The organism is Tenebrionibacter intestinalis (assembly GCF_016632365.1).
In the GTDB taxonomy this organism is placed as follows: Bacteria; Pseudomonadota; Gammaproteobacteria; order Enterobacterales; family Enterobacteriaceae; genus Tenebrionibacter; species Tenebrionibacter intestinalis.
The window spans coordinates 10,595-34,620 of record NZ_JAEPBH010000006.1; the positions used below are offsets into that span (position 1 = coordinate 10,595).

The following is a 24,026-nucleotide window of genomic DNA, read 5'->3' on the forward strand; positions in this document are numbered from 1 at the left end:
GTCAGTCGCCTTGTTGCCAATTCTGGCAAAAGTGCGTGCGCAGACTTTCAATGGTGTATGGCAGGCTGCCCTGGCAGGTCACACCCAAGTAGGTGGCGGCGCGAGTGGTGCCGACGTACAGATATTTGTCGAACAGCGCCGGGTGCAGCGTGGCTAGCTGGTCAATGCTAACAAAGAATACCGCCTCGAACTCCAGGCCTTTGATGTGCTGAATGTCGAACACGCGCACGTTGCTTTCCTGCCCCACAGTCTGGCCCTCTCGGCAGGCGATGACATGGATATTGTGCTCCGCCAAGGCTGTGTTGAGTGCTTCGGCAACCGGGGCTACGTCGTCCTCGGTATTTACAAAAATGGCGGTAGATGGCAACTGTCCGACAAAGCGCTCAATCTCGCGAATGCGATCCGCCAGCCAACCGACAATGGGTTCTGCGTTGGTCGCGTGCTCCAGCAAGGCAGGCGCAACGCCCATGCTGTCCATATGCGCAGGCAAGCTGGCGTTTTGCTCGGTGCCACCGACAGCGCGGATCATGGCGCGAGCCAGATCGTTCAGTTGCTTGCTCTGCCGATAAGAGACCGTAATCTCCTTGATATCAAAATCAGCAAAGATCCACTTCAAGTCGTCGACAGAGCGTGTGCCCCAAGCGGTCAGTCGCTGATTAAAGTCACCACAGGCAAAGAATGAGCGCAGTCGTGGATGCGCAAGCGCCGCCATACTCGCGAGCTGAATAGGCGAGAAGTCAGTGGCTTCATCCACCAGGATCTGGTTGCAGTAATGCCCCAGTATGGGCTGAAGTGATGACCAAGCGGGACTATCAATGTCGCGCTGGACGTTGGGCCGACTGAGCAGATTGCCTGCGGCGCGCAAGATCGCGAGCAGTACGATGTCCAACTCCAGTGGATGGATGTCGCGCGCCTCAAAGCCTTCGTGGCTATACCAGGTATTTGCCGGTTGGCGTTCACGCCTGAATGCACGGTAGCGCTTCGGGATGCCGTCTAGGTAGCGCTTGACCGGATTAACGAAGCGGCGTGCACTGGCCTGCACCAGAAGGCTTGCACCCACTTCAGCGCGATCCGCTTCTGTCAGCCCGCGCTCTCCCAACCACTCGATGATTTTGCCATTGCGAGAGGCTTTGCTGACTGTGCGCTTGGATGCTGCTGCCCGGGCTTGGGCGCGTACCGCTTGCATGTAGGCACTGAGCGCGGCGGCACGGCCTGTACGGGGGGCGGTTGCGTCTTCTTCTTCATCGGTATCCGGGTCGTCCTGGTCGTCTACATCAGTCGCTTGCGCCTGTTGCAGGCTGTCGATCACGTGGGCCAACTCATCTAGAAAACCTCGGTTGCGGTTGAGTTGCAGGTTGAGTGCGGCTTTTATCTTGATGTCCGAGCCTTCCTTCAGGTTGCTGACGAGTACCTGCACTTTGGCTATCTCCACAGCCAGCGAACCAAACATTGTCGCCAGTGCGCCATCGGCCGCCCGAGACAAGATGTTTTGCAAGCGTGTGCTGAGACTAAGGACTTCGGGAGTTTTGGCATCGTGGAGTTGGGTTGCGGCTTCACGCAGCTCCTGCACATAGGCCTTCTGCTGGTATTCGTTGAAATCGTCAAACCATTGAATGGGACGCTCTACTGCGGCATCGGTCAGGCTGGTCAGTCCGTCTTTTAGAACAAAAGTACCGCCACCGGAAGCCCTTCTGAGGACACCGAATACGTTTCGGGCCAGCTCGCGTCGATAGTCTTGCCACGTTCTGATGCGCAGATCCGAGGCGGGAACACCTTCACGCGCAAATGCCTCCTTGAGGTACTGCTTGAGCAATTCCGTGGGCGTGAACATCAACCAGCTGTTGGCGTGCGCAATACCTTGGGCTGAGGCGATTGTTTCAACCAGACGTTCTTCGCCTTCTTCCAGGAAGGCGGTATCGAGCTTTTGGCCGAGTCGGCGGATCAGAGTGGTCGTCTTGCCTGTACCCGGCGGGCCCAGGATCAAAAGACGATTGTCGATAGGGCGGCGGAAAATCTCATCTTGATATTGATCGAGAATGGGCTGATCACGTAGTCCCATCTTTGTAATAACGCTGCGGCGAACACCGTCGATGATGTTGGCCTTGACTAACTCCTCGGCCAGCAATTGGCCAATAATGTCTTCAGTGACTTCTTCTCCCGCAACCACGGTCAGCAGCGCACGCAGCGACTCGATGGTGAACGGCCCAAAATGCTCGGCTTCAACGATGGTGTCTCGAGAGTCCCACCCATCTGCAAGCGGATTGGGCCGAAGCAGAGCCCGCTCAAGAACCTCAACGACGGCTCCATTGGGGAGCGTGAACTCTGTGCCAATTGCCAACGAGGCCAAACGTCCAACCGGCGCACGGTAACTAGACAAATTGGGAAAGCCTGATACCGGCATCGTGCGGCAGATGTAGTAGATTTTTTCATCACCCTCTTCATCGCTCACCACAACGCGGGCGATGGCAGGCTCTGTCACTAGTACCTGATAGCTTTCGCGGTTCGCCTGGCTGATCTTATCCAACCTTTGGATGGCTGAACTGGACGTCATTGTGTTGATGTTTGCCAGCGCATCTGAACCAAGTGTCCGCCCATCGTTGAGCTTGCCCCTAGCGGTTTCAGCGATCCTTTCGAGTTGTGCCAACGCTTCACCGGCGATCTGCTCGATGTGTATCCTTGACTCATCATTCAAGCTCTGTGTCATGCACTCTCACTCCCGGTCAATTCTTCAAGTTCTTTTTTAAGCAGCCGCAAATGCGCGTTGATCTCTACTTTGCGGTTGAATTGCTTTTCTTTGGCAAGTCTGCTGGCAGCTTTCTCAACCTCACGCAGCTTGGCTTCAACCAGTTCGACGCGTACGACCAAGTCAGCGAGACTTTCTCGTGGGCGCGCAGGCGTGGGGATTAGGCGGTGAAGCATCTGCTCATACAAGCCGCCCAAGTCGAGTGCTAAAGGCATGGCGGCGCGCTCACAGTCACTCGGAAACCAGGCTGTCGTAAAGTAGTCACTAATGACCCAACGGCTGGTGTCTAACTCATTCGGTCGCTTGTATGCAGCGATCACCTTTGTTCGGCCATCAAAGCTAAGCTCGAAGATGATGGGAAACTGCACCGCGCCATCGATGCAACGCAAAACATCCAGATTCAGCTCCGATGTCTTGAGCTGGATTGAGAAAATCTGAAGCTCAGGCACTCCCGGCCTGGCGGGCAGATTGATCGTTTCCGGGGCCAACTTATATTGCCAGACGATCTGCTCTACTTGCTCGACGAACAAGTCCTTCAGCCTTGTATTGGCGCCGCTGTGTTCGTAGATCTTATTCTTTGGCAGGGTACGACCAAAGACAGCCTGCTTCGGATAGTAGATGAACGCGGTATTCGACCCAAATCGCGCAGACTGACTCATCCGGCCTCCTGAATCACGAGGAAGGTAATCAGTTCGAAGTCGTCTAGCCCGACGATAGTATTGACCAACGCGGTGGTCTTTCCGCCGCAGAAGAGGCTGTCCAGATCCTTCTCTTCCTTCACCTCGATCATTGAGCGGATGGCCTTGCCAAGCAGGTCCGAATACATCTGCATCTTGCGGCCATCGGCCGTTTCCTTATTGAACAGGAGACAGGCATCTGTAATAGGCTGGGCTTGTCCCTTGCAGCAGGAGCGAACCAGATCCAGCAAACGTTTGACTTCGGTGTAATCGTGAATGACTTCCCCCTCGCGATTAATGTAGACGAGGTAAAAAGGGTGCAGGCGGTTGTGCTGACTGACGTTGACGCTTGGATTCCGGTTGCGTAGCGTGAAGATCACACCCGGGCGTAGGCCCATCTCCGGCTTGGCAGGCACTACGGCGTGCATCCCGCTTGGCACGTTGCTCAATTCGCCATTGACCTTCACATAGTTGAGCAAGTCCATTCGGAAGTCATTGAGCCCGAGATCAGTAATCGACACTCCGGTTTTCAGGTCTTCCAGCTCAATCACTTCCTCTTGCAAACGTCGCAATTGCTCTTTGCGATAAGACACATCGTTGGCTTGGGCGCTCAGCACATTGTCGTCACCGGTGGCTGTAACATCGGCAATCATCATTCGGCTCTCAACCCGTTCCTTCAGGTTGATGTATTCGTCGAGAGATATGTCTGGCCAGTAGTTAACCAGTTGGATGCTGCTGTTGGGGGAGCCGATGCGATCCACACGGCCGAAGCGCTGGATAATGCGCACGGGGTTCCAGTGGATGTCGTAGTTGATGAGGTAGTCGCAGTCCTGCAGGTTCTGACCTTCAGAGATACAATCGGTGCCGATCAACACATCTATCTCTGCCTCCTCATTTGGCAGCACGATGGCTTTCTCCTTCGAGTGCGGCGAGAAGAGGGTAAGCAGTTCCTGGAAGTCATAGCTCTTCTTGAGCGTGCTCTTCGGTGCCCCTTTGCCGGTGACTTTTGCACTGTGCAAGGTCTGTGTAGCCAGCAATTCCTGAGCCAAATTGGCATACAGATAGTCAGCGGTGTCGGCGAAGGCGGTGAAGATCAGCACCTTCTTGTTGCCGGGATTCAGCGGTGCTGCGATCTTCTCCAGAACCAGTGTCTTGAGATGCTGCAGTTTGGCATCATCGGCAGCCGTGATCTTGTTCATCGACGTCAGCAAAGCATCAATGATTTCCAGATCGACCTTCAGCTCGTGCTCCCAAGAAGGCAAGTCCATATCGGCGAGGCTGATTTTGACATTGCCTCCGATCTTACTGTCGCCATTGATTGGCAGGTCGTCGTCCGCGTCGAGGTTTTCTAACTGGTCGGTGAGGTCATTGATTCTGCTGTCAATGCCACTGAGGCCGCCAGTCTCATTGAAAGTGCTGATCTTGCCTAGTGTATTCGTGTGGTTCGCACGCAGGGACTTGAGCGTCAAGCGGAAAGACTCAATCGAGCTTTCCAGGCGCTTGAGCAGGTTGGTCGTCATCAATGCCTGCAGGCTCTTTTCTCGGTCGACTTGTTTAAGCTTGCCTTTCCCTGCAACCTGAGTGTCATACATTTCCTCGTACTTCTTGAGCCGACTGGGCAGGATGTAGCTGATCGGCGCGTAAACAGCGAGCTTGAGTAACGACAGCTGCTCGAAAATTTCGTTGAAGCTCATCACATCCGTTCGCTGCGTGAGCGGGCTATGGAACGACAAGGGTTTGCGGCGCTCAGGGAATTGGCCGATTTCCTTGGTATCATAGAAGGTCTGAATATGCTTGCGCGAACGTGCGATGGTGACGCTGTCGAGCAATTCGAAGAAGTCGAAATCCAACGAATCCAGGATGGCCCGCGCTGTGCGCTCTTCCGATGGAAGCTTTGCCCACGCATTGAAGCTGGCCTGTGCACTACGGAAAATGTCCTCTACCGTCTTGCCGGTGCGCAGCTTCTTGCTGAGGTTTTCGGAGTCGCCTTCGTAGGCCAGTGCCAGTTGGTTGCGCAGGTCGTTGAAGCGGTTGTTCACCGGGGTGGCCGAAAGCATCAATACCTTGGTTTTCACTCCCTCCTTGATAACCTTGTTCATCAGCTTCTGGTAGCGGGTTTCCTTGTCCTTATAGGCGTCATTGTTGCGGAAGTTGTGCGACTCGTCGATGACGACAAGGTCGTAGTTGCCCCAGTTGATACGATTCAGCGGTGTGCCGAACGACTCACCGCTCGTACGGCTGAGGTCGGTATGACAAAGCACGTCGTAGTTGAACCGGTCGCGAGCAAATATGTTGGTCTTGAGGTTGCGGCTGTAGTTCAGCCAGTTGTCCGCCAGCTTCTTAGGGCATAAAACCAAAACTGACTTGTTGCGCAGTTCGTAATACTTTACCACGGCCAGCGCGGTAAAAGTCTTTCCCAAACCCACGCTGTCGGCCAAGATGCAGCCGCTGTAGCTTTCAAGTTTGTTGATGATCCCGGTAGCAGCATCTTTCTGGTAATTGAAGAGTTTGTTCCAGATGAGCGTGTCTTGATAGCCCGTGCGGTCGTTCGGCAGGACATCCTCGTTGATGTCGTCCAGAAACTCATTGAAGATATTGTAGAGCATCAGGAAGTAGATGCTCTCTGGCGAGTTTTCTTGGTAGACGGATGCAATTTGATCGCAGATCTGCGCCGTTACATCCTCCAGCTTCTCGGGGTCCTGCCAGATCTGGTTAAACAGACTGAGGTAGGTCGCCGTAAATGTCGGCTCGTCCATCTTGTTGACGAAGTTGGAGACAGCGTTGCCCTGCTGGTAGCCGAGATCGACGGCGGTAAAGCCGTGCAGTGGCATGTAGGCAGTATCTGCGGCAGCAGCCTGAATGCAAGTAAACTGCTGCATCGGTGCCTTGCTGCGATTGGACTTGAATGTTGCCTTGCGCCGCATCCAGTCCGCGCACTCTTTTGCAATTGCGCGCTGGGTCAGTTTGTTACGCAACTGAATTTCGAACTCACTCCCGTACAAGCTCCGTTCGCGGTCAGCCTTCGGTATGTGGAATTCTCTGCGTTCCTTGCGAATCTTGTCGGTAACCTCGTTAGCGGTAAACGTCGGCGAGGTAAAGATGAATTGCAGCTCGTCGATTTTTTCCAGCTCTGCTTTGAGCGCTTCGAACGCGTACATCGAAAAGCAGGAAGCGGCGATCTTCAGGCGAGCACCAGGTTTGAGCGTCTGCTTTAGGTCGTCTCCGAGCAGGCGGTTGATATTGTCGATCAGTTCCATTAATAGTCAGCCTTCTTAGTGGCGCTATAGCCTGGTGCCAGTAAGGCATTTTTTACGCCGTAAATTGCGAGATGATCTTTGAGCCATAACCGGTACTCCGGTCCACGAAGGCAATGATCGGGTGAGCAGTCTACCCGCCAGCGCTGCAACATATAGCCCACCACCGCAGCGCGAACGCGCATTCTGATCGAACCATCTGTCATCCCGTAGTCCATCTTGATAATATCGGGCCGCTCAACGCTCGGGTGCGGCACTAAATCCAGCTCGACGATGCGCGTCCACTGGTTGTCGTTATCCTGTCGTTCGTTGGCCTGTGGCTCCTCATCGAGCAATATTGGTGCTTCGATGCGGGTGACGACGAAATCCCGAAACTCGCCACTCTTGCGATCAAAAGCACGGACGTGCCAGCGCAAGCCTGTATCTATCAAGGCAAAAGGCACAATGACACGCGCGGACTCGCCGCTGCTCATCGAGTGGTAGCGGATAGCAACAGGTCGGTTGGCGTGAATAGCTCGGCAAATCGCGGCTAATATATCCATCTTGGGGATGCTCAGGGCTGCGGGAGATTCGCATGGTAATAGCGCCTGCATTAGGCCACTCACGCCATCGCCAAAGCCGAGAGCCAGCGCCGACAGAACGCGCTGTGATGCATGCTCGAACAATGGGGAGAACGCCTGCCCAATGCGATAGATCTTGTTGCTACCATCGAAGGTGATGTTATGCGGCACGATTTCCCGGTACAAAGCCAAATCGCGTGTTGCCCCTGCCGGAGCCACACGGAAGCGCTCAATCAGATCTGGACGACCAATATCCCCGAAAAAGTAGAGCCGAAAATCGATGTAGGCCAGCCGCTCGCGTTGGAGCAGACTCAAGTCCTCAAGCCGCTTAGAAGGGGAGCTAGGCATAAATCATCACTATAGGGAAAAAATGATATTTAATACGGTAATCCATAAAGTGCCATGATTATAATCAAATTGATGACAATCAGCATTAATACTTATGTAACAGCAAGAATTTATGTCTTGAACGTAGGCAGTCATCGTATGGGTTGATGTTTCTATACCGTTAAATTGATGCCATCCAACTATAAAACCTTGCTGCCCAAGGCCCTATAGCCCCCTCAGGCAATTTGCCCTTATCCACTATTTTGGTATTGGGATGAGGGATACCAGAATAACCTAACGACTCAGGGACCGGGATCACAGGCGGCTGTGGCTCGTCGCTTACCTTAATTCAAATTATTTTCAGATAGATATCATTCTTCTGAACATACCCGATTAACGGCAGAATCTCACGATTCTGCCGTTTTTGTATTATTTTTCAGAGGAGTAGTAATGAACAATTCTGAAGGTTTGAAGTCGTTTCACCAATCGCTTTCTGGTCTGCCACAGTGGGCATCAGAGCGGATTCTGCAGCAAATAAACCAGTTAACCGACTACGAGCCAGTGATCGGCATTCTGGGTAAAACCGGCGCGGGAAAGAGTAGCCTTTGCAATGCCTTGTTTGTCGGCGAAGTATCGCCGGTCAGCGATGTGGCAGCCTGTACCCGTGAACCTTTGCGATTTCGTCTGCAAGTCGGTGAGCGGTTTATGACAATCGTGGATCTGCCCGGCGTGGGCGAAAGCGGCGCTCGCGATACCGAGTATGCTGCGCTGTACCGTGAACAGCTTCCCCGACTTGACCTGGTATTGTGGCTGATTAAGGCCGATGACCGGGCGCTGGGAGTGGATGAGCACTTTTATCATCAGGTGATTGGGGAGGCTTACCGGCATAAGGTGCTGTTTATTATCAGCCAGTCAGATAAGACTGAACCCACCAGCGGTAATGGTCAGTTATCAGCAGCGCAGAAGCAGAATATCAGCCGCAAAATCTGCCTGCTGCATGATTTGTTTCAGCCCGTACATCCCGTGTGTGCGGTGTCGGTGCGACTGCAGTGGGGACTGCGGGTGATGGCCGAGCGGATGATAAAGTGCCTGCCGCGCGAGGCCAGCAGCCCGGTGGTGGGGCAACTGCAGTCTCCCTTTCGCACAACGACAGTCCAGGAAAAAGCGCGTGACGATTTTGGTGAAACGGTCGGCGCGGCGCTGGATGCGGTAAGTGCTTTCCCACTGATACCGGCTCCGGTACGGGCCGTAATACAGGCCGTCCGTAACACCGTGGTGTCCGTTGCCCGGGCTGTCTGGAATTTCTTCTTCTGAACGTTTAACGCCTGCCTGTTCTTTCCCAGCCCTGTCGCTAGTGCGGCAGGGCTTTCTTTATTTGTTTTCCCGTTATGAGGAGTCTGCTTATGACCCGTCTGGCTTCGCGCTTTGGCGCTGCAAATCTTATCCGTCGTGACCGTCCGTTAACCCGCGAAGAGCTGTTTCGCGTGGTGCCCAGCGTATTCAGCGAGGACAAACACGAGTCCCGCAGTGAACGCTACACCTATATTCCCACCATCTCCCTGCTGGACAGCCTGCAGCGGGAGGGTTTCCAGCCATTCTTTGCCTGTCAGACCCGTGTGCGGGACCCCGGTCGTCGTGAACATACTAAGCATATGTTGCGCCTGCGTCGGGAGGGGCAGATTACCGGTAAGCAGGTGCCGGAAATTATCCTGCTCAACTCCCATGATGGCACCAGCTCGTACCAGATGTTGCCTGGCCTGTTCAGGGCTGTGTGTCAAAACGGTCTTGTCTGCGGCGAGTCATTTGGTGAGGTGCGGGTGCCGCACAAGGGCGATGTAGTGAGTCAGGTGATTGAGGGGGCCTATGAGGTGCTGGGGATTTTTGACCGTGTGGAAGAAAAACGGGATGCCATGCAGTCGTTGCTTTTACCGCCACCTGCGCAGCAGGCACTGGCAAAAGCCGCGCTTACGTATCGTTTTGGTGAGGACCACCAGCCGGTTACTGAATCGCAGATACTCTCCCCGCGCCGCTGGCAGGATGAGAGCAATGACCTTTGGACCACTTATCAGCGTGTGCAGGAAAACCTGATTAAGGGCGGACTCAGCGGGCGTAATGCTAAAGGTGGACGGACACATACCCGTGCCGTGCGTGGCATTGACGGGGACGTGAAGCTTAACCGTGCGCTGTGGGTGATGGCGGAAACACTGCTCACGCAACTACAGTAGATGTTTCATGTTGCCACGTTGTTAATATCGGACACCACCTGTCCGCGTTGCGACGTGCTGGCGGTCCTCACTCCCCCGGGGATGGTCTGTAACCCCCGCCACAACTGACATTTGCAGAAATGAAAAATACTTACTGGGGTGTCCATACCCTGACCGCGCCCCTCTTTAAAGTAATCATATCATTTTCAGTCAGTTAACTTTCCCGGAGAACCTCTCATGACACAGGCAGAACGCCGCCATGACCGGCTGGCAGTCAGGCTGTCGCTGATAATCAGCCGTCTGGTTGCCGGGGAAACGCTGAGCGTGCGTAAGCTGGCGGCAGAGTTTGGCGTATCGATACGCACGCTGCGGCGTGATTTCCGTGAGCGTCTGATGTACCTGGACCTGGAGTATCAGTCCGGTTACTGCCGCCTACGCACCGCTGGCAGTGAGATGCAGATGGTGCCGGATGTGCTTATCTTTGCCCACCGCAGCGGGCTGGCCGGGCTTTTTCCGGGTCTTGACCGCCGACTGGTAAATGCGTTGTTGATGTGTGATGAAGCACCCTGCGTTATACCACCTGCCAGTCCGGCGTCCTCACCGTCAGAGCCTCTGTCATTCTGGCGACTGGTTCAGGCAATCACTGACCGCAGAAAAGTCACGCTGCTTGCTGACGGGCAGCGCTGCGAGCGACTGGCTCCGTGCCGGTTACTCATCCACCAGCAGACCTGGTATCTGATTGCCGAGCATAACGGACATATTGCCGTGTTCACCCTGGATGAAATTCATCTGGTTCAGCCCCTGCAGGAGTCTTTCCGGCGTAACGACAATTTATGCCGTCTGGCTGAAGACCCGGTTTTCATTCAGGCCTTACCCCATTTTCGATTTATTCAGCAATCACTGCTTGCGTTTGTTCCGGCTGATAACAGGCCGGAATAGTGCAGTTTTTTATCCACCTGGCAGCAAAGAGGAGCCCGATGCTGTTATCGCCAGTATCGTCAAAAATCGGGGTATTCAGCCGACTCCTTGCCCTGACACTACCCACTGATGTACCGGTGGGTATTATCCGGGGCATTTATGTATTCACGAAAACCATTCATCTGATTTCAGTAAGGAAAAAAATGAAACTGATTAAATTATTACCTCTGATGGCAATGATTGCTGGCTCCAGCTTTGCTGCATCACCGGAGAGTACGGTCAAAGCATCAGGCTGTCTGGCAGTAAACGATATGCTTGAGAACCTCAATTCGCGGGAGTCCTGTGTTTCAGTCGATATCACCAGAACCTTATCTGAAGGCCGTTATCTGGCGGTTGCTAACCTGAGTAATGGCAATATCTACCCGGTCCGCATGACCCTCAGTGACGGTGCCATTACCGCACGTCCGGACGCGGATGAGATTGATAAGCTCAATCAGCAGCAGGCGCAAAAGCGCCGGGAAGAGCAGCTACAGAAAAAGCTCGATTATTACAAAGCCCACCCACAAAAAGAGAGCGAGTTCGATAAAGCGAAAAAGGCACATCTGAACCTTACTCAATATCACTCAGCCGCCTGCAGGGCCATTGGCGAAAAAGTATGGGACTCCATTCATGAAGATGTGTCGTGCCTGATGATTGAGAATGCACAGCCGGTCAGTGATACAGAGCAAACGGGAACAGCCATTCTTAGCGGGCCAGGTGCGAGCAAATTTAAGCTCCCGGTGAAGTTCAGTGTGATTCAGGAGAATTTTATCCGTGTTGACGCCGATATTGCTCCGGCTGCGCTGGCGCAGCTAAAGGCACAGATAGACGCGTATAAAGAAAAACTGAACCAGCGCTAATGAACTGAAAAGGATAACAGTATGAAAATTAAACCCTGTTTGCCTGTCCTGCTGTCTCTTCTGGCCCCGGCCTTCACTCATGCAACGGTGACCGAACAGCAGTGGGGTGAATGGTACGGCAATACGGGCGGTATGGAGTTTGCACTCAGCAGCGACAATCTGGCCGGAGAGAAACTGACCATCAGTTGCAGCGACAAAAAGATGGTTGTGGCCTGGCAGCTCCCGAAGGAGGATTACCGCGCCACCTCTGATGAAGGAATGAGCGAGGTGTATCTTCTGATAAACAATAAAAAATACTCGCTTGAGAATGAAACACTGCTTCCGGGCGAGGCTGTTCCGGCTAAGGTGGCTTTTGAAGCACTGAAGCACACTGGAGCAAAAGACACACTGGCTTTCACCGCCTTACAGTCAGGGGAATCGAAACCGTTCAGTGCCAGTGGCTTGCACGATGCGCTGAAAGATATCACCTGGCAGGATTGTCTCGATCAACCCTGACGGATTTTCACATAAGTCATTCGACCAGCCCTGTTGCCCATGTGCAACAGGGCTTTTTACTTTTTAAGGTGTTCATCATGCCTGAATCCCCGTTACTACCACCTGGTTCTTTTACCCGGCAGCAGGCCGAAGCCATTATCTGTTGGTACCACAACGTCACCATCGAAGATGACCAGAACACGCATTTCCGTCTGGTTGTGCGCGACGATGATGGCAGCATGGTCTGGCGGGCCTGGAACTTTGAACCCGATGCTGGTGCAGGACTCAACCCATATATCCGGCGCTATGGCATCCGCAGGACGTTACTCACCGACTGACAATACCCATTTCTGAGAGTCTGCTCCCGAACCATCCATTATTACCCCATAAGCCAGCCATCGCCGCTGGTGTTTTTCTATTGACGGAGACTTACCCATGACAACAGCGACACAGTACGACCTCGTACCCGCTAACGAATCCGATTTCAAACTCACAGTAACGCAGGTTCCCGACGAACAGCGTCTCGATTTCTGGCCGCTGCACTTTGGCTCTATCCCACAATGGATAACGCTGGAACCCCGCATTTTTGCCTGGATGGACCGCTTCTGTGATGAGTACAGCGGCGGTATCTGGTCCTTTTACACGCTCAGCAATGGCGGCGCGTTTATGGCCCCTGATGCTGACAGTGACGATAAATGGCGCCTGTTCAATAGCATGAACGGCAATGGTGCGGATATGAGTGCAGAAGCTGCCGGTATCGCTGTCAGCCTGATTGAATACAGCCATCACGCCTGCTGTACAGAGTGTGACGCAATAACCGCGCACTATTACCGCCTGCGGGACTATGCCCTGCAGCATCCTGAAGCTCAGGCCATTCTGCGCATCATCGACTGAACAGAGGGACAACGGATGAAACAGCTTTCCTTTTTACCCGGCGAAATGACGCCACAGGACCGGCGTCTCATTCAGCGGGCGCTCAGGGCTCTGGAGCAGCACCTGCATGAGCCTGGGGTAGCCTTCACCTCCACTCATGCCGTCCGGGAGTGGTTGCGGCTGCATATGGCCGCGCTTGAGCGAGAAGAGTTCCGGGTGCTGTATCTGGACAACCAGAATCAGCTTATTGCCCATGAGACGCTCTTCACCGGCACGATTAACCGTACCGAGGTGCATCCCCGGGAGGTGGTAAAGCGCGCCCTGTATTTCAACGCGGCAGCGGTAATACTGGCGCATAACCATCCTTCCGGCGAGACGACGCCCAGCCAGGCTGACAAAGCCCTCACGCAGCGACTGGTTCATGTACTTCAACTGGTGGAAATCCGTGTCCCTGACCATCTGATTGTTGGTGGCAGGCAAATCTATTCGTTCGCAGAACACGGTCTGCTTTGAGGTATTACATGAAAATTATCAGTAAACGCAGGGCAATGACGATATACCGCCAGCATCCTGAGTCCCGAATCTTTCGCTACTGCACCGGCAAATACCAGTGGCACGGTAGCGTCTGTCATTACACCGGCAGGGAAGTTCCGGATATCACAGGAGTCCTGGCGGTATACGCCGAACGCCGCCAGGACCGCAACGGGCCTTACGCCTGCCTGATGAGTATCACCCTGAACTGACAATAAAGAGGTTATCAATGAGCCACATCACATGGGGCCTGCAGCGGGATATCACGCCGCGCCTGGGAGCTCGTCTGGTGCAGGAGGGCAACCGGCTGCACTACCTGGCTGACCGGGCCAGTATCACCGGTAAGTTCAGTGATGCCGAATGCCGAAAGCTGGATGAAACTTTTCAGCACTTTATCAGCCAGATGGAATTAATGCTGACTACCGGTGAACTGAATCCCCGTTATACCCACTGCATTACCCTGTACCACAATGGTTTCACCTGCGAAGCCGATACTCTTGGTAGTTGCGGCTACGTATACATCGCCATTTATCCCACTCAACGCTAACTAATTTCACGAGAGCAAAAATGAAACTTCAACCTGCAGCAACTTCGCGGGCGGTAAAGCCCTGCCTGTCACCCGTAGCTGTCTGGCAAATGTTACTGACACGCCTGCTGGAACAGCACTATGGCCTGACACTGAACTACACGCCATTCAGTGATGAAACCGTTATACAGAAACATATCGATGCCGGTATCACTCTGATTAATGCCGTTAACTTTCTGGTGGAAAAGTACGAACTAGTACGTATCGATCGCAGGGGTTTTAGCTGGCAGGAACAGTCTCTATACCTTCGGGCTGTAGATATTCTGCGGGCAAGACAGGCAACTGGCTTGTTGCGACAAAGCTGTAACAATGCAGTACGCTGAATATTGCGTACAACCTTCCCAATTTAAATTTCTGATCTTTCTCCCTTGTTTACATATTGCATAATACGCCTGCCACTACCCGGCGGGCGCGTTTGTTTTTTAAGGACAAAATGTCATGCAAACTGAAGCTGTAGTATTAACCGATCATAGCGAGCTGATTTGCTCGACCAGTATTGAACGCATAGTGACAGGCCGCAATGCAGCACTTAAACAGATAGAACAACTCATTGAGCATCTTAATGCCATTTCACGGTTAACCTCAGAAATTGGCGGTGGTACAGCGCAAGACTGGGCGATGAAAGCCGGGCATCGTTACGATAGCTGGATGACCGAAAAGGTCGATAAAGCGCTGCCTGCCGTTACCCGCAATATTGACCGTAGTATCTGGCGCGATTTGATATTGAAGTCTGGCATGATGGCCTTGATGGATGCTCAGGCCCGTGACCAGTGGCATAAGAACTTGGAGGAGGGGGATCTGCCTGCCATCAGCGAGGCGAATATCCTCAGTACTTTTGAGCAGCTACATCTGAACAAAATGGATGTATTTGAGCGCGGCATTATCAATGTCTTCAAAGGGCTGTCGTGGGATTACAAAACCAATAGTCCTTGTAGCTTCAATAAGAAAATCATCGTCAACAATCTGGTGAGTCACAATCGCTGGGGATTCAGTCTTAACTGGGGTTGGCGACGGGATCAACTAGCGGACCTGGAGAGAATGTTGTTTCTGCTCGATGGTAAACCGATACCTGACAATCGTGGCGATGTCACTACACGGTTGATGGAGCATATTCGGGACAACCCTTCGAAGGATGCCTACGAAGATAATTTTTTCAGTATACGGTACTTCCAGAAAGGAACAGCGCACATCACTTTTAAGCGGAGTGATCTGACAGAAAAAATGAATGATATTGTGGCGAAGCATTATCCGGGGATGTTGGCTGCGAGATGAAGAGGGCAGGGAGGCAATTACTTACCTGACCCATTACCTGACCCAATTCGTATAAAACGAAAAAGGAGTCAGACGATTTCTCATCTAACTCCTTGTTTTATTTGGTGGCCCCAGCTGGACTTGAACCAGCGACCAAGCGATTATGAGTCGCCTGCTCTAACCACTGAGCTAAGGGGCCGTGGCGAGGCATTATAGAGTAACTCGTCGCCCCAATCCAGCGTTGCGCGTTGCGTATGCTGATTTTCTAACCAACGGATTGCAAAGGTTTTATACTGTCATTTCCGTCGTAGAGGAGAAGCAGCATGATTGAAGATATCCTGGAACCAGGATTGCGGGTCGTTTTCTGTGGCATTAACCCCGGGAAATCGTCGGCGCATACCGGCTTTCATTTCGCCTATTCAGGTAATCGTTTCTGGAAAGTTATTCATCTGGCCGGCTTTACCGAACGTCAGCTACGGCCTGAAGAAGAAAAACGGCTGCTTGATACCGGCTGCGGCATAACGATGCTGGTGACGCGCCCAACGGTGCAGGCCAGCGAAATTACGCGTGATGAACTGCGCAACGGTGGTCGTCAACTGATCGCAAAAATGGAAGCTTACCAGCCCACAGCGCTGGCTATCCTTGGGAAACAGGCTTATGAGCAGGCAATGGGCGTGCGCGGCGTATCGTGGGGAAAGCAGCCGCAGGGGATTGGCGATACGCAACTTTGGGTGCTGCCAAATCCCAGTGGGCTGAATCGTTTATCGCTGGAGCAATTGGTTACTGCCTACCGCGAGCTTGAGGATGCATTAAGCGTGGTCGGGCGCAGAGTGTGTTCCACGTGCCGGCCAGTTAAGCTTATTTCCTTCCTGCACGGTTGAGGAAAGGAACTGTTCGCCAGACGGAAGCAGCCTGTCCTGCGCCTTCGGGGCCGCAGGAAAAATAAAGGGACGCGCGGCGGCGTCCCTGAGACTGCTGACAAACCCCGTCCTGTCGCAGACAGGATGGATGAAATACAATAAAAAATAAGTAAAATCAAAGCGTTGATTTTCGCCTGCTTACCTCAAAAAAGAAAAATTTCGTATTTTCCTTCTTTGTCAACAACCTGAGGGACGCGCGGCGGCGTCCCTTATCTCATTTACCAGTGAGAAAACCCCCGTCCTTTTACCCAATGCAGAGTAAAAAATACGCGCTTTGCAACCTAAGCGATCGGCTTTACGCCGCGGTGTTTTTCAGACTCAGAGTTAGTCGTCCAGGAAGCTGCGCAGCACCTCAGAACGGCTCGGATGGCGCAACTTACGCAACGCTTTCGCCTCGATCTGGCGGATACGTTCGCGGGTGACGTCGAACTGCTTACCCACTTCTTCCAGCGTGTGGTCAGTATTCATGTCGATACCAAAACGCATACGCAGCACTTTCGCTTCACGCGCGGTCAGGCCTGCGAGCACATCGTGCGTGGCGGCGCGCAGGCTTTCAGTGGTTGCGGAATCCAGCGGCAGCTCAAGCGTGGTGTCTTCAATAAAATCGCCCAGATGCGAATCTTCATCATCCCCGATTGGGGTTTCCATAGAGATAGGCTCTTTGGCAATTTTCAGCACCTTGCGAATTTTATCTTCCGGCATCAGCATACGCTCGGCCAGCTCTTCCGGCGTCGGTTCGCGGCCCATTTCCTGCAACATCTGACGTGAGATACGGTTGAGTTTGTTGATTGTCTCAATCATATGCACCGGAATACGGATGGTGCGCGCCTGATCCGCAATGGAGCGAGTAATTGCCTGACGAATCCACCAGGTGGCGTAAGTGGAGAATTTGTAACCGCGACGATATTCAAACTTATCAACGGCTTTCATCAGGCCGATGTTGCCTTCCTGAATCAAATCGAGAAACTGTAATCCGCGATTAGTATATTTTTTGGCAATAGAAATCACCAGACGCAGGTTCGCTTCCACCATCTCTTTCTTGGCGCGGCGAGCTTTCGCTTCACCAATGGACATGCGGCGGTTGATATCTTTTACCTGTTCAATCGTCAGGCCGGTTTCTTCTTCAATTTGCTGCAATTTTTGCAGACTGCGATGTACGTCTTCCGCCACGTCGTGCAGCTTTTCAGACCACGGTTTGTTCATCGCAATCGCTGCGTTAAACCAGGTTTCAGCCGTTTCATTGCCGGTAAACAGCGTAATGAAATTTTTCTTCGGCATTTTGCACTGCTCAACGCACAGCTTCATGATGATGCGTTCCTGAGTACGGACCCGGTCCATCATTGCACGCATGTTGCTGACAAGGTAGTCAAACTGTTTCGGCACCAGGCGGAACTGTTTGAAAACTTCGGACAGTTGTAAAATTTCAGCCTGCGCGGCAGTGTGACTGCGGCCTTTGCTTTTAATCGTGTCGCGCGTTGTTTCGTACTGGGTGCGCAGCTCGGCGAATTTTTCACGCGCCAGCTCAGGATCGATGCTGTTGTCATCATCGCTGCTGTCGTCATCGCCGTCTTCGTCGTCATCGCTGTCGTCATCGAGCTCTTCCTGGGAAAGCTCGGAACCTACGTGCGTGGCGGTCGGCGCCATGTCTTCTTCAGCGTTAGGATCGACAAAACCGGTAATCAGATCCGACAGGCGCGCTTCGCCTGCCTCAACGCGATCGTACTGCTCAAGCAGATAGGTGATAGCTTCAGGGTACTCGGCAACCGAGCACTGAACCTGATTAATGCCGTCTTCGATACGCTTGGCAATGTCAATTTCGCCTTCGCGGGTAAGTAGCTCTACGGTGCCCATCTCGCGCATATACATACGAACCGGGTCAGTTGTGCGCCCGATTTCGGATTCTACGCTTGAAAGCACCTGTGCGGCGGCTTCGGCTGCATCTTCGTCCGCGGTGTTTTCAGCCAGCATCAGGTCGTCAGCATCCGGCGCTTCTTCCAACACCTGGATGCCCATGTCATTGATCATCTGGATGATGTCTTCGATCTGATCGGAGTCGACGATATCTTCCGGCAGATGGTCATTGACCTCAGCATAGGTCAGATAGCCCTGCTCCTTACCACGGGTGACAAGGAGTTTTAGCTGCGACTGCGGGTTTTGCTCCATAAGACGGTTCCACACTGTATTTAGGGTTGGTGTCGGTCGGCGAAACCGCCAACAATAACGTATGCGGGCTGTTTTGTTTTCTTGCCGCTGCCCGGCTGTGCGGCCTTCGGATCTATTCCGAGGACATAACGGCAGTTAAGCCGCTTAAATTACTTTTTGGCGCGCGCCTGATTGATAATGCGCACTTCCTCACGCTCCGCAGGCGACAAACCTTCCGTACGCGAACGGGCGATTAATTCGGTGAGCCTCAGCTCAAGCACGGAATCGAAAAGGTGATTCAGCGCATCGGTAAATGTTTTTTCTGCAATATCCTTATCCGCTATATCGTCCCAGGCGGCCAGTTTTTCAAGGGTGGCCGCTTCTTTTGTGCCGCGATAAAGCTCCAGCAACTGGCCGGTTGTCAAACCAGGCTGCGCGAGACAGGCGTTCACCAGCTCGTTGAATAATTTCAGACCCGGAATTTTACTACTGTCCAGCGCGCCAGGGAGCGGCGCCAGCGGCGCCAGTTCTGGGTTTTGCAGCAACAACCCTATCAGTATACGCATGGTTGTGCGTTTTAGCTGTGGCGCTGCCCGGCGGCCGCTGTTTTCCGCAATTTTTGGCATAAGGCGATCGAGCGCCGCGTCGTCAAAAATCCCCAGCTTGTTGCCTAACTCCTGGCGCAGATAAATACGCAGCGTTTCTCCCGGCACCTGGTTGATTAACGGCAATGCCAGCGTAGCGAGGCGGGTGCGTCCGTCAGGCGAACTCAGATCCACCTGCGGCAGCAGGGAGTTAAACAAAAACGTCGAGAGCGGCTGCGCCGTTTCCATGCGTGCTTCAAAAGCGGCTTTGCCTTCTTTACGTACCAGCGTATCCGGATCTTCGCCATCCGGCAGGAACATAAAGCGTAGCTGACGCCCGTCAGACATGTACGCCAGCGCGGTTTCCAGCGCGCGCCATGCGGCGTCGCGCCCGGCGCGGTCGCCGTCGTAACAGCAAATTACTGTGTTCGTCACGCGAAACAGCAGCTGAATATGGTCTGCGGTGGTGGATGTGCCCAGCGATGCGACGGCGTAATTAATATCGTATTGCGCCAGCGCTACCACGTCCATGTAACCTTCGACCACTAACAGGCGCGACGGTTCCGCTGTTGCCTGTTGAGCTTCATAAAGGCCATATAGCTGGCGGCCTTTATGGAAAATATCCGTTTCCGGCGAGTTGAGGTATTTAGGGGTATCATTCCCAAGAACGCGCCCGCCAAATCCGATAACTCGCCCACGCTTGTCGCGAATCGGGAACATTATCCGATTGCGAAAGCGGTCATATGTATTGCCCTGGTCGTTGCTGACCAGCATACCGGCATCCAGCAGCAGCTTTCTGTTATCGCTGTTGCCGCCAAATTCATTGAGCGCGTTGCTCCAGCCCGCTGGCGCATAGCCAATAGCGAAGCGCGCAATGACGTCGGCGCTCAGGCCGCGCGTAACCAGATATTGCCGGGCCGCATCCGCCGCCGGGCTTGTCAGCGCGTTCTGATAGAACGTGTTTAGCCCGTCCATCAGTTGGTAAAGATTTTGCCGCTGGTGGCGCTCTATCTGGCTAAGCCCGGTTCCCGTTTCATAGGGAATGTCCAGATTGTGCATAGACGCCAGTTCTTCGACGCTTTCAACAAAATCGAGCTTGTCGTATTTCATTAAAAAGTCGATGGCGTTACCGTTCTCGCCACAGCCGAAACAGTAAAAAAACTGCTTTTCACCATTTACGGTGAAAGAGGGGGTTTTTTCGTTATGAAAAGGACAGCACGCGTGGAAATTCTTGCCCTGCTTTTTAAGTTTTACGCGCGCGTCAATAAGATCGACAATGTCGGTACGCGCCAGCAGGTCATTGATAAAAACACGTGGTATTCGTCCAGCCATAGGCCCCGGTTTACCCGTTCATAAACGAGAACAAGCCGCGCATTCCTTGCGGAAGCACGGCCTTTACAACAACAACTCCGTCTGAGGAGTGGGAGAGATGCCCCCCACCAGAGACTAGTACAGACGAGTGCGGCGTGCGTTTTCGCGAGCCAGTTTCTTCGCGTGACGTTTCACTGCAGAAGCTTTAGCGCGCTTGCGTTCGGTAGTCGGTTTTTCATAGAACTCGCGACGACGTACTTCCGCCAGAATGCCCGCTTTTTCACAGGAACGCTTGAAGCGACGCAGTGCTACGTCGAACGGCTCGTTTTCACGTACTTTAATTACCGGCATGTGCCTCTCACCTTGTTAAATTCGGTTTGCCGCTGGCGTGAATGCCAGCCTGTTTCAAAATGGTGCGGAATTTTACTGCAACTATCGCCGCTTTGTAAAGCACCGCCGGAACCTGGCCTCTGCTTTTTGCTTTGCCGGGCCCCGATAAAGACCCAATAGTATACACCAGCGCCGGCGAGGAAGTGAGCAAAGTTTTACTTCAGCGTTGTGCGGGAATACACTGCGCGGTATCAACAAAGACAGAAAGTAAAACCATGCGTGTACTGGGTATAGAAACATCCTGCGATGAAACCGGCGTTGCTATCTACGATGACGAAAAAGGGCTGTTAGCCAATCAATTATACAGCCAGGTCAGGCTGCACGCCGACTATGGCGGCGTGGTGCCTGAGTTGGCCTCCCGCGACCACGTGCGTAAAACGGCGCCGCTGATTCAGGCGGCGCTGAAAGAGTCGGGGCTACAGCCTGCGGATATCGACGCCGTAGCGTATACCGCAGGCCCGGGCCTGGTAGGGGCGCTGCTGGTTGGCGCGACAATAGGGCGTTCACTGGCGTTTGCCTGGGGTGTGCCTGCGGTTGCCGTGCATCATATGGAAGGGCATCTGCTGGCGCCCATGCTTGAAGATAAGCCGCCGGCGTTCCCTTTTGTGGCGTTGTTGGTGTCAGGCGGTCATACCCAGCTAATTAGCGTCACAGGCATTGGCGAGTACAGGTTGCTGGGCGAATCTATTGATGACGCCGCAGGCGAGGCGTTTGACAAGACCGCCAAGCTGCTGGGGCTTGATTACCCGGGCGGGCCGATGCTCTCGAAAATGGCGGCTCAGGGCGCGGCCGGGCGTTTTGTGTTTCCGCGCCCGATGACCGACAGGCCTGGGCTGGATTTTAGCTTTTCCGGCCTGAAAACGTTTGCGGCCAATACTATTCGCGACAGCGACGGCGATGCGCAAACGCGCGCTGATATCGCCCGCGCATTTGAGGATGCGGTGGTGGATACGCTGATGATTAAATGCAAGCGCGCGCTGGAGCAAACCGGCTTTACGCGCCTGGTTGTGGCAGGCGGCGTGAGCGCTAACCGTACGCTGCGCGCGAAGCTTGCGCAAATGATGGCGAAGCGTCGCGGCGAAGCCTTTTACGCGCGTGAAGAATTTTGCACCGACAACGGCGCGATGATTGCCTATGCGGGCATGGTAAGACTGAAGGCGGGCAATATAGCTGATTTGAGCGTCAGCGTGCGTCCACGCTGGCCGCTGTCTGAACTTCCTGCGGTGTGATTTTGTGAGAAGCAAAGGGCTACTTTGCTTCTCCGTCATTATCCGGCGTCTTTTTGCGGCGCAGCTTCTTCCAGATTTTGGTTTCCTGCCCGCGCCACAGGCGCTGGATATTATCGTGGTGTCGCCAGAGAATCAGGCATGAGAGCATTGCGACAGGAAAAGTGAACTGCGGTTTGAACCACCATACGTAAAACGGTGCGATAAGCGCGCTGACGATGGCGCCAAGCGAAGAGTAACCGCCCAGCAGTACCGTAAGCAGCCAGGTGCCAGCCATGACGCCGGTCAGGTCCCAGCCAATAGGCGCGATAGCGCCAAACGCGGTCGCAACGCCTTTCCCTCCGCGAAAGTTAAAGAAAATCGGCCAGATATGTCCCAGGCAGGCAGCAATAGCAATAAGCCCCAGCCAGAATGGCGTAACGCCCAGCGCCCACGCGGCCCAGACCGGCAGCATTCCTTTCAGAACGTCGAAAATCAGCACCGCGACGGCTGCGCCTTTACCACCGATGCGTAAAACATTGGTGGCGCCGGGGTTATGTGAACCGCTGTCGCGCGGATCCGGCAGGCCGGCGAGACGGCACACCAGTATGGCGCTGGAAACAGAGCCGCAAAGGTACGCAAGGATAATCATCACAGGCGCGATTGCACTCATAACGCTGTTCCGTTGTGAAAATGTCGTGTAGTTTTCTGCATCAATGGATAATACGCATATTTAGCGACAAGTGGTATCCCCAGGACGCTTTACGGCGCAGGAGCTGAGGCGCTGTTTACCTGCATCAGGGCGCCGTAACGCCGCAGCCAGGCGCATTGCGCGGCATGCGGCAGGGCCGGAAGGATACCCATCAATACGGGTAAATTGTGATGGATATTGTATTTATAGAGCAGCTTTCGGTAATCACCACTATCGGTGTTTATGACTGGGAACAAACCATCGAACAAAAACTGATGTTCGATATCGAAATAGGGTGGGATAACCGCAGGGCGGCTGTCAGCGATGAAGTCAGCGACTGCCTGAGCTATGCCGATGTCAGCGATGCCGTCGTCGCGCACGTTGAAGGCGGGCGCTTTGCGCTGGTAGAGCGCGTAGCGGAAGAAGTCGCTGAACTGCTGCTGCGCCGCTTTCGCGCGCCGTGGGTGCGCATAAAGGTCAGTAAGCCCGGCGCCGTGGCGCGTGCGGCAAATGTTGGCGTAATTATCGAGCGTGGCAATTTTCTGAAAGCAAAAAATAATGTCTGAAGAAGTAAACCAAACGTAGGTTGGCAGGTCATACTGCGTAACGTTTTGGCCGGATGGCCTTTTTTCATTTCAGGGTGTAGAGGATTTTTTAATGGGTGATGTGCATTCACTGGTGATAGCCGCCGTTCTTGGGATTGTTGAAGGGCTGACGGAATTTCTGCCCGTATCGAGCACCGGGCATATGATTATTGTGGGTCATCTGTTGGGATTTGAAGGCGATACGGCGAAAACCTTTGAGGTAGTTATTCAGTTAGGCTCGATACTGGCGGTCGTGGTGATGTTCTGGCGTCGCCTGTTTGGCCTCATCGGCATCCATTTTGGGCCGCAGCCTCACGAAGGCGAAGGAAAAGGGCGGCTGTCGCTTATCCATATTTTGTTAGGCATGATCCCGGCTGTGGTGTTGGGGCTGGTGTTTCACGATACGATCAAATCGCTGTTTAACCCGATTAACGTTATGTATGCGCTGGTGGTGGGCGGCCTGTTGCTGATTGCCGCCGAATGCCTTAAGCCGAAGGCGCCGCGTGCCGTCGGTATTGACGATATGACTTACCGGCAGGCGTTTATCATTGGCTGTTTTCAGTGCCTGGCGCTGTGGCCTGGTTTCTCGCGCTCGGGCGCGACCATTTCTGGCGGTATGCTGATGGGCGTAAGCCGCTATGCGGCGTCGGAGTTCTCGTTTTTGCTGGCGGTGCCTATGATGATGGGGGCGACGGCGCTGGATCTCTACAAGAGTATGGGTTTTTTGACAATGGCCGATATGCCGATGTTCGCGGTGGGTTTTATCACCGCTTTCATTGTGGCGCTGATCGCTATTAAAACGTTCCTGCAGCTAATTAAACGCATCTCCTTTATTCCGTTCGCCATCTATCGTTTCATCGTGGCGGCGGCGGTGTATGTCGTTTTTCTGTAAACGTCAGGCC

Annotated in this window: 24 protein-coding genes and 1 tRNA gene; 16 read left to right on the forward strand and 9 right to left on the reverse strand. The window is 53.6% G+C overall.

What is annotated here, in order from left to right:
• Nucleotide 1: 1 nt before the first annotated feature.
• The 4 genes from JJB97_RS03355 to JJB97_RS03370 are packed head-to-tail and all read right to left on the reverse strand — an operon-like array spanning nt 2 to nt 7,582.
• Nucleotides 2-2,704, reverse strand: coding sequence for an ATP-binding domain-containing protein (locus tag JJB97_RS03355; protein WP_238712391.1), 2,703 nt, complete (start codon nt 2,702-2,704; stop codon nt 2-4).
• On the reverse strand, nt 2,701-3,402 hold the full coding sequence (locus JJB97_RS03360) for a DUF4391 domain-containing protein (RefSeq protein ID WP_238712392.1): 702 nt from the start codon (nt 3,400-3,402) through the stop codon (nt 2,701-2,703). The genes JJB97_RS03355 and JJB97_RS03360 overlap by 4 nt, the downstream gene beginning before the upstream one ends.
• Nucleotides 3,399-6,677: a helicase-related protein gene (locus JJB97_RS03365; protein ID WP_238712393.1), complete on the reverse strand. Its 3,279-nt coding sequence runs from the start codon at nt 6,675-6,677 to the stop codon at nt 3,399-3,401. Before JJB97_RS03365 ends, JJB97_RS03360 begins: the two co-directional genes overlap by 4 nt.
• A complete protein-coding gene (locus JJB97_RS03370; protein WP_238712394.1) occupies nt 6,677-7,582 on the reverse strand; it encodes a helix-turn-helix transcriptional regulator in 906 nt (301 codons plus the stop codon). The genes JJB97_RS03365 and JJB97_RS03370 overlap by 1 nt, the downstream gene beginning before the upstream one ends.
• 429 nt (nt 7,583-8,011) lie before the next feature.
• Here JJB97_RS03370 and JJB97_RS03375 point away from each other — a divergent pair, with 429 nt between their 5' ends.
• The 12 genes from JJB97_RS03375 to JJB97_RS03430 all read left to right on the forward strand — a co-directional run bounded on the left by JJB97_RS03375 (nt 8,012) and on the right by JJB97_RS03430 (nt 15,318).
• Nucleotides 8,012-8,875, forward strand: coding sequence for a GTPase family protein (locus tag JJB97_RS03375; RefSeq protein WP_050915244.1), 864 nt, complete (start codon nt 8,012-8,014; stop codon nt 8,873-8,875).
• An 89-nt stretch (nt 8,876-8,964) separates the two neighbouring features.
• On the forward strand, nt 8,965-9,786 hold the full coding sequence (locus JJB97_RS03380; protein ID WP_050915243.1) for a DUF932 domain-containing protein: 822 nt from the start codon (nt 8,965-8,967) through the stop codon (nt 9,784-9,786).
• Between the two features lie 216 nt (nt 9,787-10,002).
• Entirely contained in the window at nt 10,003-10,704 is a 702-nt protein-coding gene (locus tag JJB97_RS03385; protein ID WP_103161926.1) for a WYL domain-containing protein, read from the forward strand.
• A 182-nt stretch (nt 10,705-10,886) separates the two neighbouring features.
• Complete coding sequence (locus tag JJB97_RS03390; protein WP_146043699.1) at nt 10,887-11,582, forward strand: hypothetical protein; 696 nt, start codon at nt 10,887-10,889, stop codon at nt 11,580-11,582.
• A gap of 21 nt (nt 11,583-11,603) precedes the next feature.
• Nucleotides 11,604-12,077, forward strand: a complete 474-nt coding sequence (locus JJB97_RS03395) for a hypothetical protein (protein ID WP_238712395.1) — start codon at nt 11,604-11,606, stop codon at nt 12,075-12,077.
• Nucleotides 12,078-12,154: 77 nt separating this feature from the next.
• Nucleotides 12,155-12,394: a DUF905 domain-containing protein gene (locus JJB97_RS03400; RefSeq protein WP_103161929.1), complete on the forward strand. Its 240-nt coding sequence runs from the start codon at nt 12,155-12,157 to the stop codon at nt 12,392-12,394.
• Nucleotides 12,395-12,491: 97 nt separating this feature from the next.
• Nucleotides 12,492-12,950, forward strand: coding sequence for an antirestriction protein (locus JJB97_RS03405; protein WP_145508513.1), 459 nt, complete (start codon nt 12,492-12,494; stop codon nt 12,948-12,950).
• Between the two features lie 15 nt (nt 12,951-12,965).
• Nucleotides 12,966-13,442 carry a JAB domain-containing protein gene (locus JJB97_RS03410; protein WP_103161931.1) on the forward strand — a complete coding sequence of 159 codons (477 nt, stop codon included), beginning with the start codon at nt 12,966-12,968 and terminating at the stop codon, nt 13,440-13,442.
• An 8-nt stretch (nt 13,443-13,450) separates the two neighbouring features.
• Complete coding sequence (locus tag JJB97_RS03415) at nt 13,451-13,672, forward strand: DUF987 domain-containing protein (protein WP_100188781.1); 222 nt, start codon at nt 13,451-13,453, stop codon at nt 13,670-13,672.
• Nucleotides 13,673-13,689: 17 nt separating this feature from the next.
• Nucleotides 13,690-14,007: a type IV toxin-antitoxin system YeeU family antitoxin gene (locus JJB97_RS03420; protein ID WP_046694528.1), complete on the forward strand. Its 318-nt coding sequence runs from the start codon at nt 13,690-13,692 to the stop codon at nt 14,005-14,007.
• 20 nt (nt 14,008-14,027) lie between these two features.
• On the forward strand, nt 14,028-14,369 hold the full coding sequence (locus tag JJB97_RS03425; protein WP_145508511.1) for a TA system toxin CbtA family protein: 342 nt from the start codon (nt 14,028-14,030) through the stop codon (nt 14,367-14,369).
• A gap of 115 nt (nt 14,370-14,484) precedes the next feature.
• Entirely contained in the window at nt 14,485-15,318 is an 834-nt protein-coding gene (locus JJB97_RS03430) for a DUF4942 domain-containing protein (RefSeq protein ID WP_238712396.1), read from the forward strand.
• 102 nt (nt 15,319-15,420) lie between these two features.
• On the opposite strand, the gene JJB97_RS03435 is transcribed toward JJB97_RS03430, so the two are convergent.
• Nucleotides 15,421-15,496: transfer RNA gene (locus JJB97_RS03435), tRNA-Ile, on the reverse strand.
• A 124-nt stretch (nt 15,497-15,620) separates the two neighbouring features.
• Between JJB97_RS03435 and mug the strand changes: the two genes are divergently transcribed.
• On the forward strand, nt 15,621-16,178 hold the full coding sequence (mug, locus tag JJB97_RS03440) for a G/U mismatch-specific DNA glycosylase (RefSeq protein WP_238712397.1): 558 nt from the start codon (nt 15,621-15,623) through the stop codon (nt 16,176-16,178).
• 363 nt (nt 16,179-16,541) lie between these two features.
• Here mug and rpoD read toward each other — a convergent pair whose 3' ends face one another.
• The 3 genes from rpoD to rpsU all read right to left on the reverse strand — a co-directional run bounded on the left by rpoD (nt 16,542) and on the right by rpsU (nt 20,605).
• Complete coding sequence (rpoD, locus tag JJB97_RS03445; protein WP_238712398.1) at nt 16,542-18,380, reverse strand: RNA polymerase sigma factor RpoD; 1,839 nt, start codon at nt 18,378-18,380, stop codon at nt 16,542-16,544.
• 149 nt (nt 18,381-18,529) lie between these two features.
• Nucleotides 18,530-20,275: a DNA primase gene (gene dnaG, locus JJB97_RS03450; protein ID WP_238712399.1), complete on the reverse strand. Its 1,746-nt coding sequence runs from the start codon at nt 20,273-20,275 to the stop codon at nt 18,530-18,532.
• 114 nt (nt 20,276-20,389) lie between these two features.
• Nucleotides 20,390-20,605 (reverse strand): 30S ribosomal protein S21, encoded by a 216-nt coding sequence (gene rpsU / locus JJB97_RS03455; protein ID WP_005295814.1) that lies wholly within the window; start codon nt 20,603-20,605, stop codon nt 20,390-20,392.
• Nucleotides 20,606-20,859: 254 nt separating this feature from the next.
• Here rpsU and tsaD point away from each other — a divergent pair, with 254 nt between their 5' ends.
• Nucleotides 20,860-21,873, forward strand: coding sequence for a tRNA (adenosine(37)-N6)-threonylcarbamoyltransferase complex transferase subunit TsaD (tsaD, locus tag JJB97_RS03460; RefSeq protein WP_238712400.1), 1,014 nt, complete (start codon nt 20,860-20,862; stop codon nt 21,871-21,873).
• Nucleotides 21,874-21,892: 19 nt separating this feature from the next.
• On the opposite strand, the gene plsY is transcribed toward tsaD, so the two are convergent.
• Nucleotides 21,893-22,522: a glycerol-3-phosphate 1-O-acyltransferase PlsY gene (plsY, locus tag JJB97_RS03465; protein ID WP_238712401.1), complete on the reverse strand. Its 630-nt coding sequence runs from the start codon at nt 22,520-22,522 to the stop codon at nt 21,893-21,895.
• A gap of 209 nt (nt 22,523-22,731) precedes the next feature.
• On the opposite strand from plsY, the gene folB reads away from it, so the two are divergent.
• The gene (gene folB, locus JJB97_RS03470; RefSeq protein ID WP_238712402.1) at nt 22,732-23,106 is read left to right on the forward strand and encodes a bifunctional dihydroneopterin aldolase/7,8-dihydroneopterin epimerase; all 375 of its coding nucleotides are present in this window, start codon (nt 22,732-22,734) and stop codon (nt 23,104-23,106) included.
• Nucleotides 23,107-23,197: 91 nt separating this feature from the next.
• Nucleotides 23,198-24,016: an undecaprenyl-diphosphate phosphatase gene (gene bacA / locus JJB97_RS03475; RefSeq protein WP_238712403.1), complete on the forward strand. Its 819-nt coding sequence runs from the start codon at nt 23,198-23,200 to the stop codon at nt 24,014-24,016.
• Nucleotides 24,017-24,026 lie beyond the last annotated feature (10 nt).